General features: G+C 49.8%; 15 protein-coding genes. 3 read left to right on the top strand and 12 right to left on the bottom strand.

What is annotated here, in order from left to right:
• Positions 1-44: 44 nt before the first annotated feature.
• The 3 genes from GNP95_RS01930 to GNP95_RS01940 form a co-directional block, all read right to left on the bottom strand.
• The gene (locus tag GNP95_RS01930) at positions 45-782 is read right to left on the bottom strand and encodes a response regulator transcription factor (protein WP_155609221.1); all 738 of its coding nucleotides are present in this window, start codon (positions 780-782) and stop codon (positions 45-47) included.
• A gap of 176 nt (positions 783-958) precedes the next feature.
• Entirely contained in the window at positions 959-2,755 is a 1,797-nt protein-coding gene (gene pnpS, locus GNP95_RS01935; protein WP_155609222.1) for a two-component system histidine kinase PnpS, read from the bottom strand.
• A gap of 3 nt (positions 2,756-2,758) precedes the next feature.
• Complete coding sequence (locus tag GNP95_RS01940; RefSeq protein ID WP_155609223.1) at positions 2,759-4,300, bottom strand: fumarate hydratase; 1,542 nt, start codon at positions 4,298-4,300, stop codon at positions 2,759-2,761.
• Between the two features lie 165 nt (positions 4,301-4,465).
• On the opposite strand from GNP95_RS01940, the gene yfbR reads away from it, so the two are divergent.
• A complete protein-coding gene (gene yfbR, locus GNP95_RS01945; RefSeq protein ID WP_155609224.1) occupies positions 4,466-5,080 on the top strand; it encodes a 5'-deoxynucleotidase in 615 nt (204 codons plus the stop codon).
• Between the two features lie 109 nt (positions 5,081-5,189).
• On the opposite strand, the gene GNP95_RS01950 is transcribed toward yfbR, so the two are convergent.
• Complete coding sequence (locus GNP95_RS01950; protein ID WP_155609225.1) at positions 5,190-6,059, bottom strand: SDR family oxidoreductase; 870 nt, start codon at positions 6,057-6,059, stop codon at positions 5,190-5,192.
• Between the two features lie 159 nt (positions 6,060-6,218).
• The gene (locus GNP95_RS01955) at positions 6,219-7,097 is read right to left on the bottom strand and encodes a glycosyltransferase family 2 protein (protein WP_155609226.1); all 879 of its coding nucleotides are present in this window, start codon (positions 7,095-7,097) and stop codon (positions 6,219-6,221) included.
• Between the two features lie 170 nt (positions 7,098-7,267).
• Here GNP95_RS01955 and GNP95_RS01960 point away from each other — a divergent pair, with 170 nt between their 5' ends.
• A complete protein-coding gene (locus tag GNP95_RS01960; protein WP_155609227.1) occupies positions 7,268-7,615 on the top strand; it encodes a helix-turn-helix domain-containing protein in 348 nt (115 codons plus the stop codon).
• An 85-nt stretch (positions 7,616-7,700) separates the two neighbouring features.
• Here GNP95_RS01960 and GNP95_RS01965 read toward each other — a convergent pair whose 3' ends face one another.
• The 4 genes from GNP95_RS01965 to citZ all read right to left on the bottom strand — a co-directional run bounded on the left by GNP95_RS01965 (position 7,701) and on the right by citZ (position 11,753).
• Positions 7,701-8,126: a hypothetical protein gene (locus GNP95_RS01965; RefSeq protein ID WP_155609228.1), complete on the bottom strand. Its 426-nt coding sequence runs from the start codon at positions 8,124-8,126 to the stop codon at positions 7,701-7,703.
• 170 nt (positions 8,127-8,296) lie between these two features.
• Positions 8,297-9,238, bottom strand: coding sequence for a malate dehydrogenase (mdh, locus tag GNP95_RS01970; protein WP_213588967.1), 942 nt, complete (start codon positions 9,236-9,238; stop codon positions 8,297-8,299).
• 20 nt (positions 9,239-9,258) lie between these two features.
• Positions 9,259-10,554: an NADP-dependent isocitrate dehydrogenase gene (gene icd / locus GNP95_RS01975; protein WP_155609230.1), complete on the bottom strand. Its 1,296-nt coding sequence runs from the start codon at positions 10,552-10,554 to the stop codon at positions 9,259-9,261.
• An 86-nt stretch (positions 10,555-10,640) separates the two neighbouring features.
• On the bottom strand, positions 10,641-11,753 hold the full coding sequence (gene citZ / locus GNP95_RS01980; RefSeq protein WP_155609231.1) for a citrate synthase: 1,113 nt from the start codon (positions 11,751-11,753) through the stop codon (positions 10,641-10,643).
• A 335-nt stretch (positions 11,754-12,088) separates the two neighbouring features.
• Between citZ and ytvI the strand changes: the two genes are divergently transcribed.
• Complete coding sequence (ytvI, locus tag GNP95_RS01985; protein WP_213588968.1) at positions 12,089-13,207, top strand: sporulation integral membrane protein YtvI; 1,119 nt, start codon at positions 12,089-12,091, stop codon at positions 13,205-13,207.
• Positions 13,208-13,269: 62 nt separating this feature from the next.
• On the opposite strand, the gene GNP95_RS01990 is transcribed toward ytvI, so the two are convergent.
• The 3 genes from GNP95_RS01990 to pyk form a co-directional block, all read right to left on the bottom strand.
• Complete coding sequence (locus GNP95_RS01990; protein ID WP_155609232.1) at positions 13,270-13,662, bottom strand: FxsA family protein; 393 nt, start codon at positions 13,660-13,662, stop codon at positions 13,270-13,272.
• Positions 13,663-13,742: 80 nt separating this feature from the next.
• Positions 13,743-14,162, bottom strand: a complete 420-nt coding sequence (locus GNP95_RS01995) for an acyl-CoA thioesterase (protein ID WP_155609233.1) — start codon at positions 14,160-14,162, stop codon at positions 13,743-13,745.
• Between the two features lie 111 nt (positions 14,163-14,273).
• The gene (pyk, locus tag GNP95_RS02000) at positions 14,274-15,695 is read right to left on the bottom strand and encodes a pyruvate kinase (protein WP_155609234.1); all 1,422 of its coding nucleotides are present in this window, start codon (positions 15,693-15,695) and stop codon (positions 14,274-14,276) included.
• Between the last annotated feature and the right edge of the window lie 20 nt (positions 15,696-15,715).

The following is a 15,715-nucleotide window of genomic DNA, read 5'->3' on the forward strand; positions in this document are numbered from 1 at the left end:
CTGATTGATCAGAAGTCACTCTAGCTTTATTTTTTGCCTGTTATTCACTCCGAAATGATTGAAGCCTTTTTCTTGTTCACGACGAGCTTATAACCAACCCCGCGAATAGAATCAATATACACCGATCCGGGATCCAGCTCTAGTTTCTTGCGAAGAGAGCTGACGTGCACATCCACGGTTCTTTGCCCGCCGATATAATCAAATCCCCATACTGCATTCATCAAGTCGTCCCGCGTCATGACTACCCCGGGCTTTCGTGCCAAATATAGCAGCACTTCGAATTCCTTCGGCCGCAGCGTAATCGGCTCGCTCCCTAAAGTTACCTCATATTTCTCCGGGTAAATGACGAGATCGCCTAGCGTAATTTGCGAACTTGTCTCTTGGGGCTGCGGTCTATTCTCCGGCTCTTCAACACCCGAGGATCTTCTTAGCACGGCCGTTACTCGGGCAAGCAGCTCGGCTACGCCGAACGGCTTGGTAATATAATCGTCTGCACCCGATTTCAAGCCTTGAACTACATCTTCCTCCGCATTTTTTGCCGTTAGCATAATAACAGGTGTCTTCACGCCCTCATTTCGAAGCCGGGACATGATCTCAAACCCATTCATGCCCGGCAGCATTAAATCCAGCAATATTAAATTAAAATCGTTCTTCAATGCCGTGTCCAACCCAGACTGTCCATGCTCTTCAACCACAACTTCATAGCCTTCGCGTGACAAGTTATAAGACAGAAGCCGCGAGAGCGTTGGCTCATCCTCAATTACTAACAGCCGTTGCGTCATAGTACCCCCCATTTTCTTGTCCGGCATAATGGATGTCGACGAAATCATGACAAGCCCAGCATATCATGGCATTGTTAACGTAGTGTAAAATTTTCAGGAAATTTCACATTGGTTTTAAATAATTAATAGCCGCTTTTCATTCTCTGCATACTTCATTCCTTCTGTATATCAAACCATTATTCTATGGGATGCATCAACGGCAGTTCCAGAATGAACGATGTGCCTTCACCCACTTTGCTTTCTACCCGAATCGTCCCCCGATGCAAATCCACCAAGTGCTTGACGATCGACAGTCCGAGCCCCGTACCGCCCGACCCGCGGGAACGGGCCTTGTCCACTCTATAGAAACGCTCAAAAATGCGCGGCAAATCCTTCTTCGGAATGCCGATCCCTGTATCGCTGACCGTAAAGCGAATTGCCTCATGCTCCCCGCCCTCGTTCAACACTTCAGCAGCAATTCTCACTCTTCCGCCTTCAAGGGTATAGCTAATTGCGTTAGAAATGAGATTGAGGAATATTTGCCGCAGCCGATCCTCGTCCGCCTCGATAAATAGATGTTCCGGAACATCCTGCAACAGTACGATCGATTTTTTGTTCGCCGCTGGAAGCAGCACTTCGACGACGCTGTCGAGTAATTCCTTCAGATGAATCGGAGCATATTCTAGAGGAGCGCGCTTGGATTCGATCTTCGACAGTTCCAGGATGTCTCCAATCAGGCGATTCAATCGGTCTGCTTCATCGTAAATGATTTGCAGGAAGGAGCGCATCGTCTCCGTATCCTTGACTCCACCGGCGAGCAGGGTCTCGGCGAAGCCTTTAACGGCTGCAATCGGTGTTTTGAGCTCGTGGGATACATTGGCAACGAATTCACTGCGCATTCTTTCCAACCTGCGAATATCGGTCACATCTTGAAGCAGGAACAGCATGCCCCGATAGCTTCCGTCATCTTCACTCATCGGTACGCCATCGAAATGAAGCATTCTCTCCTCCGGATCATACACGTTGCGCTCCTCCTGCAAATACTCCTTGCGCTGTATGCCCTCCTCCATGAATTTCATGAATTCGTAATTCCGCTTCAGGACGGTGAATGGCTTGCCTAAGAGCTGATCCGCTCTCATATGCAGAATCCGCTCTGCCTCTCGGTTTACCAAGGCGATCTGGCTTGCAGCGTCCACCATCACGATTCCCCCGGTCATGTTCGCAAGCACGCTCTGCATCAAATCCTCGTTGTCCCTGATCCACTTGAGCTGCTGCTGCAGGCTATCCGCCATGCCGTTAATCGCAAAACCCAACTGTCCGATCTCATCCTTGCGATGCAATTTGACTCGGGCGTCATAGTCCAGGCGGGAAATTCGGTTGGCTACGCGCGTAATATGCTCCAGCGGCTTCGTCAGCCCACCGGCGATCCGGTAGCTGAGCAGCCCAGCCGCCAGGAACAGGATGACGAGGCCCCCGGCCATCCAGGCCCAGCCCCGATTCAATCCTTCGTCAATGGCATTCAGGCTCATCGACAGACGAATATATCCATCGAAGCCTTCTTCCGAGTATACCTTATGAGCGACATAGAGCATATCTTCATGAAGCGTCTCACTATGCCGGATTACGCTTCCGAATTCCCCTTGGGAAGCGGAGACGATTTCCTCACGGTTCAAGTGATTGTCCATGTCAGCGGCATTTTTCTCCGAATCTCCAACAACTTGGCCATCCAAGGCGATAAAGGTAACCCGGGAATTAATGCGCTGCTCCAGTTCCTTCGCTTCCCGGGTATAATATTCCACCATCAGCGGACTATTATCAAGCGGCCGAAATGAGAAGGTATACTCGAGCAAACTGATTTCCCGGACCAGATTCTCCTCCAGGGCACGAATATGCGAATCTTTGAATACCCGAACCATAGATAGCCCGGCGGCAAGCATGGAAATACCGATCAAGCTCATCAAAATGAGCGTCAGTCGTGTTCGAAACGTCTTCATGCCTTATTTGAATACTGGCTCTTTGAAAGCCGCCAGCTTCTCTAGCGAAGACTTCTCGACATCCGCATGCAGGCTCTCTCCATGCGAATCCATCGTAACGATCGCCGCAAAGCCATCGACCTCCAGATGCCACATCGCCTCAGGGATGCCAAACTCCATGTAATCCACCCCGTTGACCTTCTTAATGCACTCGGCGTAATACTGCGCCGCGCCGCCAATAGCATTCAGATAAACGCCGCCATGCTCTTTCAGCGCCGCAAGCGTCTTCTGGCCCATGCCGCCCTTGCCGATTACGGCGCGAATGCCGAATTTCTTAATAATGTCGCCTTGATAAGGCTCCTCGCGGATACTTGTGGTTGGCCCAGCAGCCTTTACATGCCAGCCTTCCTCGTCCTTCAACATAACCGGTCCGCAGTGATAAATGACGGCGCCGTTCAAATCGACCGGAGCATCATGATCCATCAAATATTTATGAAGGGCGTCGCGGCCCGTGTGGATTTCGCCTTTGATAACAACAACATCTCCAACCCGCAGGCTGCGAATCTGCTCCTCCGTAATCGGGGTTTGCAGAACGACTTCGCGGCTAGCCTGCGGAGCTGCATCCGCTTTCACCGAAGCGTCGGGCTCGTTATCCATCGCCACCTCGGATCCCCGCTCGTAGAGCCAGCTCTTGATTTCGCCGTTAGCGGGATCTATGGCAATCCCTTGCCGGCGGAAAGCCCAGCAGTTATACGCTACCGATACGAAGAAGCTTGCCGGCAGGCGGTTTGCGGCTCCGACTTTGCAGCCAAGCAGCGTCACTTCACCACCGAAGCCCATTGTTCCAATCCCCAGCTTGTTCGCATTGTCCATAATATATTCTTCCAGCTGTCTAAGCTCATTTACCGGATTCACATCATCCGCGGAACGGAACAGCTGCTGCTTTGCCAGCTCATACCCTGTCGTCCGGTCACCGCCGATGCCTACGCCTATAAACCCGGCGCTGCAGCCTTGGCCCTGGGCTTGATACACCGCATGCAGGATACACTTTCGAATACCGTCCAAATCCCGTCCAGCACGCCCGAGTCCTTCAAGCTCGGCTGGAAGGCTGTACTGGATATTCTTGTTCTCGCAGCCGCCGCCTTTGAGTATTAGGCGAATATCTATGAAATCCTCTTCCCACTGCTCAAAATGGATCACAGGCGTTCCCGCACCGAGATTGTCCCCGCTGTTCTCCCCGGTTAACGAATCAACCGAGTTAGGCCGCAGCTTGCCTTCCTTGGTCGCACGCTTGATTGCGGCGAGGATTCCCTTCTTCAACTCAATTTGATTCACGCCTACAGGAGTATGAATGATAAAGGTAGGCATCCCCGTATCCTGGCAAATTGGTGATATTTGATCCTCCGCCATTTTGATATTTGTGGTGATCGTGGAAAGAGCCAGCCCTGCTCTCGTCTCCCGATTTTCCGCCAGTGCCCCACGTTTTACAGCCCGGCGCACATCTCCTGGCAAATTCGTTGAAGTCTCCACAATGAGTTCATAAACGCTCTGTTCAAACTGCAGCATAATCCAAGATCCCCTCTCTTGTCTTCGTGTGACTAATGGACATAAAATTGCCGTGAATCTTACTGTTGGATTAACCTGTTCTTTAGTCTTATAATAACATAAACAAAGTGACTCGTTGACATATTCTGTTCAAATTTGCCGGTCAAGAAGAGAGGTATCTCACTGATGAACTATCATTTTCATTTTTCTGCCTACATGTACCGCCTGCGCTCCATCAAACGCTGGAGCCTTATGCGCAGCACGGCCACCGAGAATGTTGCCGAGCATTCCTTCCATGTCGCCTTACTGACCCACCTCCTCTGCGAAATAGGCAACAGCTTGTACGGGCGCAGTCTGAATTCGGATCGCGCGGCGACGCTCGCCCTATTCCATGATGCAACAGAGGTATTCACCGGCGACATCCCGACCCCCGTAAAGCATCATAACCCTCGCTTGCTCTCAAGCTTTCGCGAGATGGAAGAAATAGCCGCAGAACGTCTTCTCTCCATGGTCCCTCCAGAGCTGAAGCCGACGTACGGAGCATTGTTATCTCCGAATCACCATGCTAACCGGAAAACCGGGGATGACGAGCTTCTCAAATATGTCAAAGCTGCCGACAGCCTGGATGCGTACTTGAAATGTGCCTGGGAGCTTACATCGGGCAATCGAGAATTTGCTGTAGCCAAGGAGCAGCTGCTGGATAAGCTGCAGCGGCTGGGCCTGCAGGAGATCGATTATTTCCTTGAGCATTTGGCGCCAAGCTTTGACATGACGCTTGACGAACTGTCCGAGCAAAGCTGAGTTATCTGTAAAAAAATAAATCGCTCTAAGGATCGGGCTACCCCTCTCCTTAAGAGCGATTATCCATGGGTTGCTTATAAGACGAACCCGTGCCGCTGTATAAGGCCAATTATCCGTTCACGATCTCTCCGCCGTTGATATGCAATACCTGCCCGCTAATGTAGGATGAATCATCCGAGCCTAAGAACACGTAGGCTGGAGCCAGTTCTTCCGGCTGGCCAGGGCGCTGCATCGGTGTATTCGCTCCGAATTGGGCCACTTGTTCCTTATCAAATGTGGATGGTATGAGAGGCGTCCAGATCGGACCGGGTGCAACCGCGTTAACACGGATTCCTTTCTTGCCGACGATGTTCATGGACAGGGCCCGCGTGAAGCTGACGATCGCCCCTTTAGTTGCGGAATAATCAATCAGCTGCGGATTCCCGCGATAGGCTGTTACGGAGGCCGTATTGATGATCGCACTGCCTTTCTTTAGATGAGCCATCGCTGCCTTCGTCACAAAGAACATCGCAAAAATATTCGTCCGGAATGTTCTCTCGAGCTGCTCGGCCGTTATGTCCGTAATGTCCTCCTGCGGATGCTGCTCGGCAGCATTGTTGATCAGGATATCGAGACCGCCCAGTTCGTTGACCGTTTGCTCTACTGCCTGTTTGGCGAACGATTCGTCTCCTAAATCCCCGGAAATAAGCAGGCATTTCCTGCCCTCCTGCTCGACCTCCTGCTTCGTCAGCTTCGCATCCTCATTTTCGTTCAAATATACGATAGCTACGTCGGCGCCCTCTTTGGCATATGCTAAAGCTACGGCTCTTCCGATTCCGCTGTCTCCCCCCGTAATTAGCGCAACTTTGCCCTGGAGCTTGCCCGCTGCTTTATAGTTCCCTTCGTATTTCGGGCGCGGATTCATTTCTTCTTCGATTCCGGGCCGCTGGTTCTGATGCTGCGGAGGCATGGTTTGCTTGGTTTGTCCGCTTCCTGACATGCTGCATTCTCCTTCCTCGCTTGTGTATTTCATTCCCTTCCCTTGTTAGAATAACCTTTGGCAGACGGCTTATGCCGGTATCTGCAAATACGTGCAGCTCAAGGTCGGGTCAATTGGAAATTACCACAACGAGCAAAGGCTTAAACAAGTTGGCTGCATTTACAGCGTAATGTCAAAGCGGTTCGCGAACCAAAGCGGATCATGCTGGCGAAGCCCTAAATACTTCTCCCTTGCTTCTTCAAGTCCTTCCCGGTCAGGAGCTCCAGGCTGCTCCCCATCACAGGCTATAACAAGCTCCCGTATCTTGGCAACGGTCTCCTTCTCGAAATGGATTCGTGTAAAGGCAATGAGATCGCTGCCCCAGTAAGCAAGCCGATGATCCGGCGGATAATTATGCCTAAAAACAATCGTCAGGGTTATATGAGGAACGTAATAACATACCCGTCCAGATAACCAGGTCCTCAGGGAAAACTCAGCAGTCTCAATTTCCTTCGTATAGAATCCGTCCGCAAGCCCCCCCAATTCCTCTAGTGTCTGGCGTCTTATGGCAAAGCAATCCCAAGACAGCCAAGGAATGTCGCCTTCCTCTGTAACGGCCGGATAACTGTAAATCGAAGCGCATAATCCCCCCGGTGGACTGCTGCATTGCGGGATATTTACCGGACGACCCTGTGATGTAAACGAAGGCGTTGAACAATCCGCCCTGCCTTGCTGAATCGGCTCCAGCAGAGCCTCCATCCATCCATCCTCGAAATAAAGCCTCGGACTGCAAAAAATCAAATATTCCCCCAGAGCGTGGGAAGCGCCCAGCTGCCGGGAAGAAATTCCGCGCTGCGCCTTCAATTTGCGAAGCGGCATATCGAATTTGAAGTGCATCAGGAAATCACAACAACCGTCCACGGAACCCTCGTCCACGATAATAATTTCGTAACGGGGAGCGACACGGGATACCTTCATGGACTCCAGTGTTGTCTGTAAATCAATTCCTTCGTTCTGCACCGAAATAATGACGGATACAAGAATAGGTTGAGCAGACATGGTTTCTCTCCTTATAAATGGCAATAATAGAATATTGAATGGAAATATAGAAAAAATTAATCATTGATTACATATTAACCCATTTAATGCTTGGAGTAAATACAAACAAAACTAATAGTATATTATCTTTACCTCTCATACTCACTATGGTTAATTACAGGAGGGGTGTTATGGATTATAGATCATTGGGCAAAAGGCTGCGCCAAGAACGTCATAAGATGCATTTGACCCAGGAAAAGCTTGCCGAGAAGATAGAAGTTTCCGATGCGTACATAGGTCAAATTGAACGAGGCGAAAGGAGCTTATCGTTAGAAACTCTGGTCAAACTAGCGAATCAATTAGGTGTAACCGTCGACTACTTGCTTCACGATTCCATCGAAATCAATGACGACCATTTCCTGAACCAAATCAATCAGATTATGATTCACCGCTCGCCGAAGGAGAAACAGTTAGCTTTGGACACCATCAAGATGATTTTTACTCACTTGGACGATATGCAAAATGACAGCAACCTCTAAAATTCCCCAATACTAATTATTTCGCCACTGCATGAAAAAAACCTCCGCTTTTCGAAATTCGAAAGCGGAGGTTTTTATAGTTCATTCAAATAATCGTCGAAAATACCATCAGGAAGGAAATGAGGATAACGCTGACCGACAGCAGTACGCTTAGTGTGCGAAGCTTGCCGGCTTGGGCCGTAATATTCTTATTTTCGCGAATGCTTCCAATCGCCAGCTTCAGTGGTTTGGCCATAACTCCGCCAAGCGCGCCGATTGCAAGAAACAGGAGGACCACCACAATCATCCATGGTACGGAATAGCCGCCTTGACCGACCAAATATCCCCCGGTCAACAACTGAATCACAAGTCCGAACTGAGCAAAGCGATTTAAAGAATTAACCGCCGAGAGGGTTCCCTCTTGGGCCGCCAGCGAAAGCTTGCCGATAGCTCCGAATACAAACGGCAAAACCAAATAAAAGCCTAGCGCCAGTGCCCCGATAATGTGAAGAAACAGCATAACTTGAAACATACTTAAACCGCCTTCCATTCGTCAATTAGATTGATTACTATATAAAACCTATTATAGCCGTCTATAAAAAGAAGAACAACGTTTATAGTCTCCTTCTCTTCATTTACAGAAAAACAAACCTGCTCCGAAGAGAGGTTTGCTTTTTGATACCCGTCAGCGGGTAATATACTTCAGCCTTGAACGATCTTGATGACATTGCGTACCGAGTCTGCGGATTTATCCAGCGCAGCCTTCTCATCGGCCGTCAGCTCCAGCTCGAAAATTCTCTCGATGCCATTGCCGCCTAGGATGACGGGGACGCCCATGAACAATTGATCGTAGCCATATTCGCCTTCCAGCAAAGCGATAACCGGAAGGACACGTTTCTTGTCCTTCAGGATCGCTTCCGTCATTTGGACAAGCGAAGCTGCGGGTGCATAATAAGCACTGCCGCTGCCGAGCAGGTTAACGATTTCCCCGCCGCCTACGCGGGTCCGCTGAACAATCGCCTCGATGCGCTCTTTGGAAAGCAGCGTATCGATTGGAATGCCTCCAACACTGGAATACCGCACAAGCGGCACCATGTCGTCGCCATGGCCGCCAAGCACGAAGCCGCGGACATCCTCGACGGATACGTTAAGCTCCTGCGCGATAAACGTGCAATAGCGGGCCGTGTCAAGTACGCCGGATTGGCCGATGACGCGGTTCTTAGGGAATCCTAGTGCTTGATAAGCGGCATAAGTCATAGCATCGACCGGGTTGCTCAAAATGATGACAGTCGAGTCCGGGCAATACTTCTTCACGTTCTCGCACACCGTGCGAACGATACCTGCATTTGTGCTTACAAGGTCATCCCTGCTCATTCCCGGCTTGCGGGCGATTCCCGCCGTAATGATCACGATGTCGGAATTCGCGGCATCCTCATAGGAAGAAGTGCCTGTGATGCTGCTGTCGAAGCCCTGCACCGGGCTTGCTTCCAGCATATCGAGCGCCTTCCCCTTTGTTGGATTCTCCAATTGAGGAATATCCAGCAGAACGATATCGCCGAGTTCTTTCTGTGCCAGCATCAGCGCAGTCGTTGCGCCGGTAAATCCGGCGCCGACGACTGTGATTTTCTTACGATGAATGGCCACGATAGTCAAGACCTCCTACATTACATGTTTTTGATGACTTGATCTGCAAACTCAGAGCATTTCACTTCTGTTGCGCCTTCCATCAAACGTGCAAAATCATAGGTAACGGTCTTATTATTAATCGATGCTTCAAGCCCTTTGTAGATGAGGTCAGCTGCTTCCTGCCAGCCCAAATGCTCGAGGAGCATGACGCCAGACAAGATAACAGAACCAGGGTTAACCACGTCCAGATCCGCATATTTTGGAGCCGTACCATGGGTAGCTTCAAAAATCGCGTGTCCTGTCACATAGTTGATGTTCGCGCCTGGCGCAATACCAATGCCGCCTACTTGAGCTGCGAGTGCATCGGACAGATAGTCGCCGTTCAGGTTCAGCGTCGCAATGACGTCGAAATCTGTCGGACGAGTCAAGACCTGCTGCAAAGCGATGTCCGCGATGGCGTCCTTGATAATGATCTTGCCGCTGTCCTGAGCATCCTTCTGCGCCTTGTTGGCAGCTTCCGTGCCGGACTCTTCTTTAATCCGGTCATATTGAGCCCAAGTGAACACCTTATCGCCGAATTCCTCTTCCGCTACTTCATAGCCCCAGTTCTTGAAGGCGCCTTCCGTAAATTTCATGATGTTGCCTTTATGAACTAGGGTTACGCTCTTGCGGCCATGCTTGATCGCATATTCAACCGCAGCGCGAACGAGGCGCTTGGAGCCTTCAGCCGATACCGGCTTGATCCCGATACCGGACGTTTCCGGGAAGCGGATTTTGTTAACGCCCATTTCCTTTTGCAGGAACGCAAGCACCTTCTTCACTTCTTCAGAACCTTCTTTATATTCGATGCCCGCGTAGATGTCTTCTGTGTTCTCACGGAAGATAACCATATCTACCAGTTCAGGATGCTTGACCGGAGACGGCACACCGTCGAAGTAACGTACAGGACGCAGACATACATACAAGTCAAGCTCCTGGCGCAATGCTACGTTCAGGGAACGGATTCCGCCGCCGATTGGCGTCGTAAGCGGGCCTTTGATGGCTACAATATACTCGCGGATCGCCGTCAGCGTATCGGCTGGCAGCCACTCTCCGTATGTATTGTAGGCTTTCTCGCCAGCAAAAACTTCATACCAGGCAATTTTCTTCTCGCCGCCGTATGCTTTCTCAACTGCGGAGTCCAGCACACGCTTGGAAGCTCTCCAGATATCGCGGCCTGTGCCATCGCCCTCGATGAACGGAATGATCGGATTGTTAGGAACCTGCAGTTTGCCGTCCTGAATTTCAATTTTTTGCCCTTCTGTAGGCAGAGCAAACTTTTCTAATTTCAACATGTTGATGGTTTCCTCCTCAAGTGAATTAGTAATACTTGTCCGGTCTCCATTCTATCATAGATTGAAGACCGGATGCTTCATTCAATTTACCTCATATCGATCGGAATATAACGTTGATTCGTCGGGCCAACATAATCAGCGCGCGGACGAATGATCCGATTGTCATCGAGCTGCTCCAAAATATGAGCCGTCCAGCCCGAGAGGCGGCTGATTGCAAAGATCGGCGTAAAGAGGTCGCTAGGGATGCCAAGCAGCGTGTATACGGACGCCGAATAGAAGTCTACGTTCGGCTTCAATCCCTTTTGTCCGGTAACAAGCTCTTCGACCTTCACGGAAATATCATACAGCGTAGAATCGCCCTTCAGAACGCTAAGCTCGCGGGACATCTTCTGCAGATGCTTGGCGCGCGGATCCCCGTTTTTATAAACGCGGTGGCCGAAGCCCATAATTTTCTCCCGGTTGTTCAGCTTATTCTGAATATATCCTTCCGCCTTATCCAGCGTTCCGATTTCGCTAAGCATGTTCATTACGGCTTCGTTAGCGCCTCCATGCAAAGGCCCTTTCAACGTCCCAATAGCCGAGGTAATCCCGGAATAAATATCAGACAGCGTAGCAATGGTTACGCGTGCCGAGAACGTCGAAGCATTCAGCTCATGATCGGCATGCAGGACAAGAGCCTGGTCCAAGGCGCGAACCGCAACCTCATCCGGTTTCTCGCCGGACAGCATATAAAGGAAATTGTAAGCAAGAGATACATCCTTTAATGGCGCAATCGGCTCCTTGCCGTCGCGGATGCGCGCATAAGCGGCGATCAGCGTCGGCAGCTGGGCTTGCAGCTTGATCGCCTTCAGCTGATTGCTCTCCCGGGAGATATCATTTGCATTCTCATCATACAAAGCAAGAGCCGACACGCCGGTCCGCAGCACGGCCATCGTATTGGCATCCTTTGGATAAAGCTTCATTTGCTCCAGTACCGCTTGAGGTACTGCTGCGTATTCGCTGAGCTGCTGCTGCAGGGTCAACAATTGGGATTTCGTAGGCAATTTGCCGTACCAAAGTAAATAAGCGGTCTCTTCGTAACTTGCACGTTCTGCCAGTTCGTCGATATTGATCCCGCGGTAAGCGAGGACGCCGTCATGAATGGAGCTAATCGAGGATGTAGCTGCGACAATACCTTCGAGGCCTTTAGTAGCTGTCATAGTGTATCTCTCCTTTGTAACGAATTATGATAAAACTAGCGGATGAAAACATTTACATTTTAAAAGATTAAAATTTTCAAAATATGGCCGGAGGACGCCATTTATGATACAGCACTACTCTAAAATGCCTCCTAAATCATCATACTGGATTTACGGAAGCAAGGGAACAATCTGAGAGAAACACGTTTATCAAAATGTTTTATTACAGTGATAAAAGTTTTTTTGTAAACGATTGCAGATTGCAATGACATTGATCACAAGGAGTGAAATTTTACAGACATACTCATACTCGTCCATACGCATTAATAGATTTATCTTAGGAAGGAGGAGAACGTGTGAACAACGTATTTGTCAAACGCGTGCTGCGGGGCGCCTGGGTGTGCTCATTGCTTGTGGCCCTGCTGCTGCTTGCTTACTGGCTGATTCCTCTGCTGTACCCCTTCCTGATCGCCTGGTTTGTTGCCTATATGATGAATCCATTTGTTTCATGGCTTGACCGGCATTTCCGCCTTCCTCGCTGGTTATCCGTCATCCTGGCGCTGCTGGTCTATTTCGGGAGCGCAATCATCGTCTTCTCTGCCGCAGTAACCCGGCTCGTCAAAGAATTAATCCATGTTACAGAGTCTCTGGACCTAAGCATCGAGAAATGGAAAAACGCCTTCTTGGAGTGGAGCCAGAACGAAAAGCTTCAAAACATTCTTAACGAGATCAACCGCTTTATCGCAAGCCATCCCGGTTATTCCAACACCCTGCATAAGAACTTTGATTCCACAGCCGTGAACATCAGCAGCGCCATTTCCCGTGCGGTAGCAAGCCTATTAAACGGTGTCGTCAATTTACTGACCTCCCTTCCCAGCCTTGGCATTATCGTGCTCGTTATTTTGCTTGCCGCGTTCTTTATGAGCAAAAACTGGAATCAAAATTTGCAGCTGCTCACCCGTTTCATCCCGGAGCCTTTTCAGCAAACAGCCCGGGAGATTTGGAACGACCTGCAAAAAGCCTTATTCGGTTACCTGCAGACTCAGTTTATTATGATTTCAATTACAGCTGTCATCGTATTGATCGGACTATTGATTCTAGGGGTCGAGTCGGCCTTTACCTACGCCCTTTTAATCGGTTTCGTAGACCTTCTGCCCTATCTTGGCGTCGGGACAATCATGATCCCCTGGCTCGTTTATGCTTACGTAAGCGGCGACCTGTCGCTTGGCATTGGATTGTCAATTCTGTACGGCCTGCTTCTCGTCTCGCGCCAGCTTATCGAGCCCAAGGTGCTAGCCACTAGCGTAGGGCTTGAACCATTGCCCGTATTAATCGCCACGTTTGCCGGATTGAAATTATTCGGCGTGCTTGGCTTGATTATCGGCCCTGTATCTCTGGTCATCATCGGAGCAATCATTCGTGCAGGAGTGGTTCGTGACCTCCGAAATTATATCGTCAGCGGGCGGCTCCGCTAAAATTTAAATATCTCTTCATTAACAGAAAGAGCCGGACTCTCGGGAGTCCGGCTGCGTACGGTTTAACGGCGAAAAAATGTAATTTTTCCTTCCTTGATCTTCTTTCCGATCCATTTCATGAGCAGCAGGCGATAAAGCGGTCTGGTCAACGGAAATACCATGGTAAAACCGATGAGATCCGTAATAAAGCCCGGGGCAAGCAGCATGATGCCTCCGGCGAACACGCAAATGCCATCCAGCATCATTCGGCCGGGAACCTGTCCTCCGGTCATTTGCGCCTTTGCGTCAGCCATGACCTTACGTCCTTCGAACTGCATCATCAATCCCCCGATGATCGAGGTAGCTAGGGTAAGAAATATCGTTTTACCAACTCCGAGCCGCTCACCCACTTCGACGTAAGCCCAAAACTCAGCGACAAACGCCAGAGCAATAATGACAGCGATCCATTTGCGCATGTAAAAACTCCTTTACAATAAAACATCCGGTGGGATGAGAATAGTCAATAAGAGTATTTTACCGCTTCATGCCCGCTTTTTCAAAGTTTGCTTGCCCGGTCAAATGCCGCATACCATTCTGGAAATACCTTTTTAAAGGCTACCGGCTTGAAATCCTCACGTCTCACGACATAATGCGAAGACTTTCCTTCAACGCACAGCGTCCCTTCCCCGTTGAAGAGCTCGTAGCCGTAAACCGTCTTGACGCCCCCGTTATCCAAAATCCGGGTCTGAAGGATGACCTCATCTCCATACGTAATGCCCTTATGATATTTCACATTCATCTCGTGAACCGGAGAAATATAGCCTGCCCGCTCCATATCGATATATTTGAATCCCAGATCCTCGCACAGCTTGGTTCGCCCAAGCTCAAACCATCCCAAATAATGGGCGTGATAAATAATGCCCATCATATCGAATTCAAAATATTTCGGAACAATCACCTGCTCGCTGACATACATATGCCTTCTCCTCCTTCTGGTCAGGAAACAAAAAGCAATGGTATCCGGTGTAACTCCGGATGCCCATTGCCTTTGTCCATTTATCCTTAATCGTATATAAGCTATCGCAAACTATTTGCGAACTTGGCCGATTTTAACCAGGTTCGTGGAACCGGAACGTCCTAGCGGTACTCCTGCCGTAATTACGACAAGATCGCCTTCTTTGACTACTCCGCTGTCCAGTCCGCCCTTCATTGCATTATCGAACATCTCATCCGTGGAAGAAGCCACGTCGCCTTTAACAGGCGTCACTCCCCAGTTCAAAGCGAGACGGCGCATGGTGTTGTCCTGTGTCGTCACCGCGATGATCGGAGCTTTCGGACGATATTTGGACACCATACGGGCCGTATAACCGGTTTCCGTCGAAGTGATGATCGCCTTGGCGTTCAACTCAAGCGCAGAGTTGGCAACAGCCTGGCTGATCGCTTCTGTAACCGTGGTTTGCTGCGCATTGCTCTGTTTAATGAAAATTTCGCGATACTCCAGCGCAGATTCCGCTTTCTCCGCGATGCGGGACATCGTCAAGACAGACTCAACCGGGTATTTACCTGCCGCAGTCTCGCCAGACAGCATGATTGCATCGGTACCGTCGAAAATAGCATTCGCAACGTCACTAGCTTCCGCGCGTGTCGGTCTTGGGTTGCGCTGCATGGAATCCAGCATTTGCGTGGCTGTAATAACCGGCTTGCCTACCCGGTTACATTTCTCGATCATTTTCTTCTGAGCAAGAGGTACGTCCTCCGCTGGAATTTCAACCCCAAGGTCTCCGCGGGCAACCATCAAGCCGTCCGAAACCTCCAAAATTTCATCCAAATTGTCGATCCCTTGCTGGTTCTCAATTTTGGAGATGATTTGAATGTGGGATGCATTGTGACGCTCAAGCAATTGACGGATCTCAAGAACGTCGCTAGCTTTACGTACGAAGGATGCGGCAATGAAATCGATGCCCTGTTCAATCCCGAATAGAATATCGTTAGCGTCTTTCTCTGTGATGCCCGGAAGGGAAATGTCAACTCCAGGAACGTTAACGCCTTTCTTGCTCTTGATCGGACCGCCGTTGATTACGCGGCACTTGATTTCCGTACCTTGGATATCAACTACGGTTAGGCCAATCAATCCGTCATCGATTAGAATGGTCGAACCAACTTCCACGTCATGCGGAAGATTTTGATAAGTGATCGAGATGCGGTCCTTGTCACCGAGGATCTCCTCTGTCGTCAAGGTAATGAACTCATCCTGAACAAGCTCAATCGGTTCTTCCTTCAGTTTGCCGGTGCGGATTTCCGGACCTTTCGTATCTAGCAGTATGGCGACTGATTTCCCCAGCTCTTCGCTCGCTTGGCGAATCACTTTAATCCGATTGCCATGCTCCTCAAAATCTCCATGGGAGAAGTTCAGGCGAGCGACATTCATTCCGGCCATGATCAATTTCTTGGTGTTCTCTAACGATTCGCTTGAAGGACCGATAGTACATACGATTTTTGTTTTGCGCATTTGGGTTTCCTCCGTTTTGT

Source organism: Paenibacillus woosongensis (genome assembly GCF_009725165.1).
Classification (GTDB): domain Bacteria; phylum Bacillota; class Bacilli; order Paenibacillales; family Paenibacillaceae; genus Fontibacillus; species Fontibacillus woosongensis.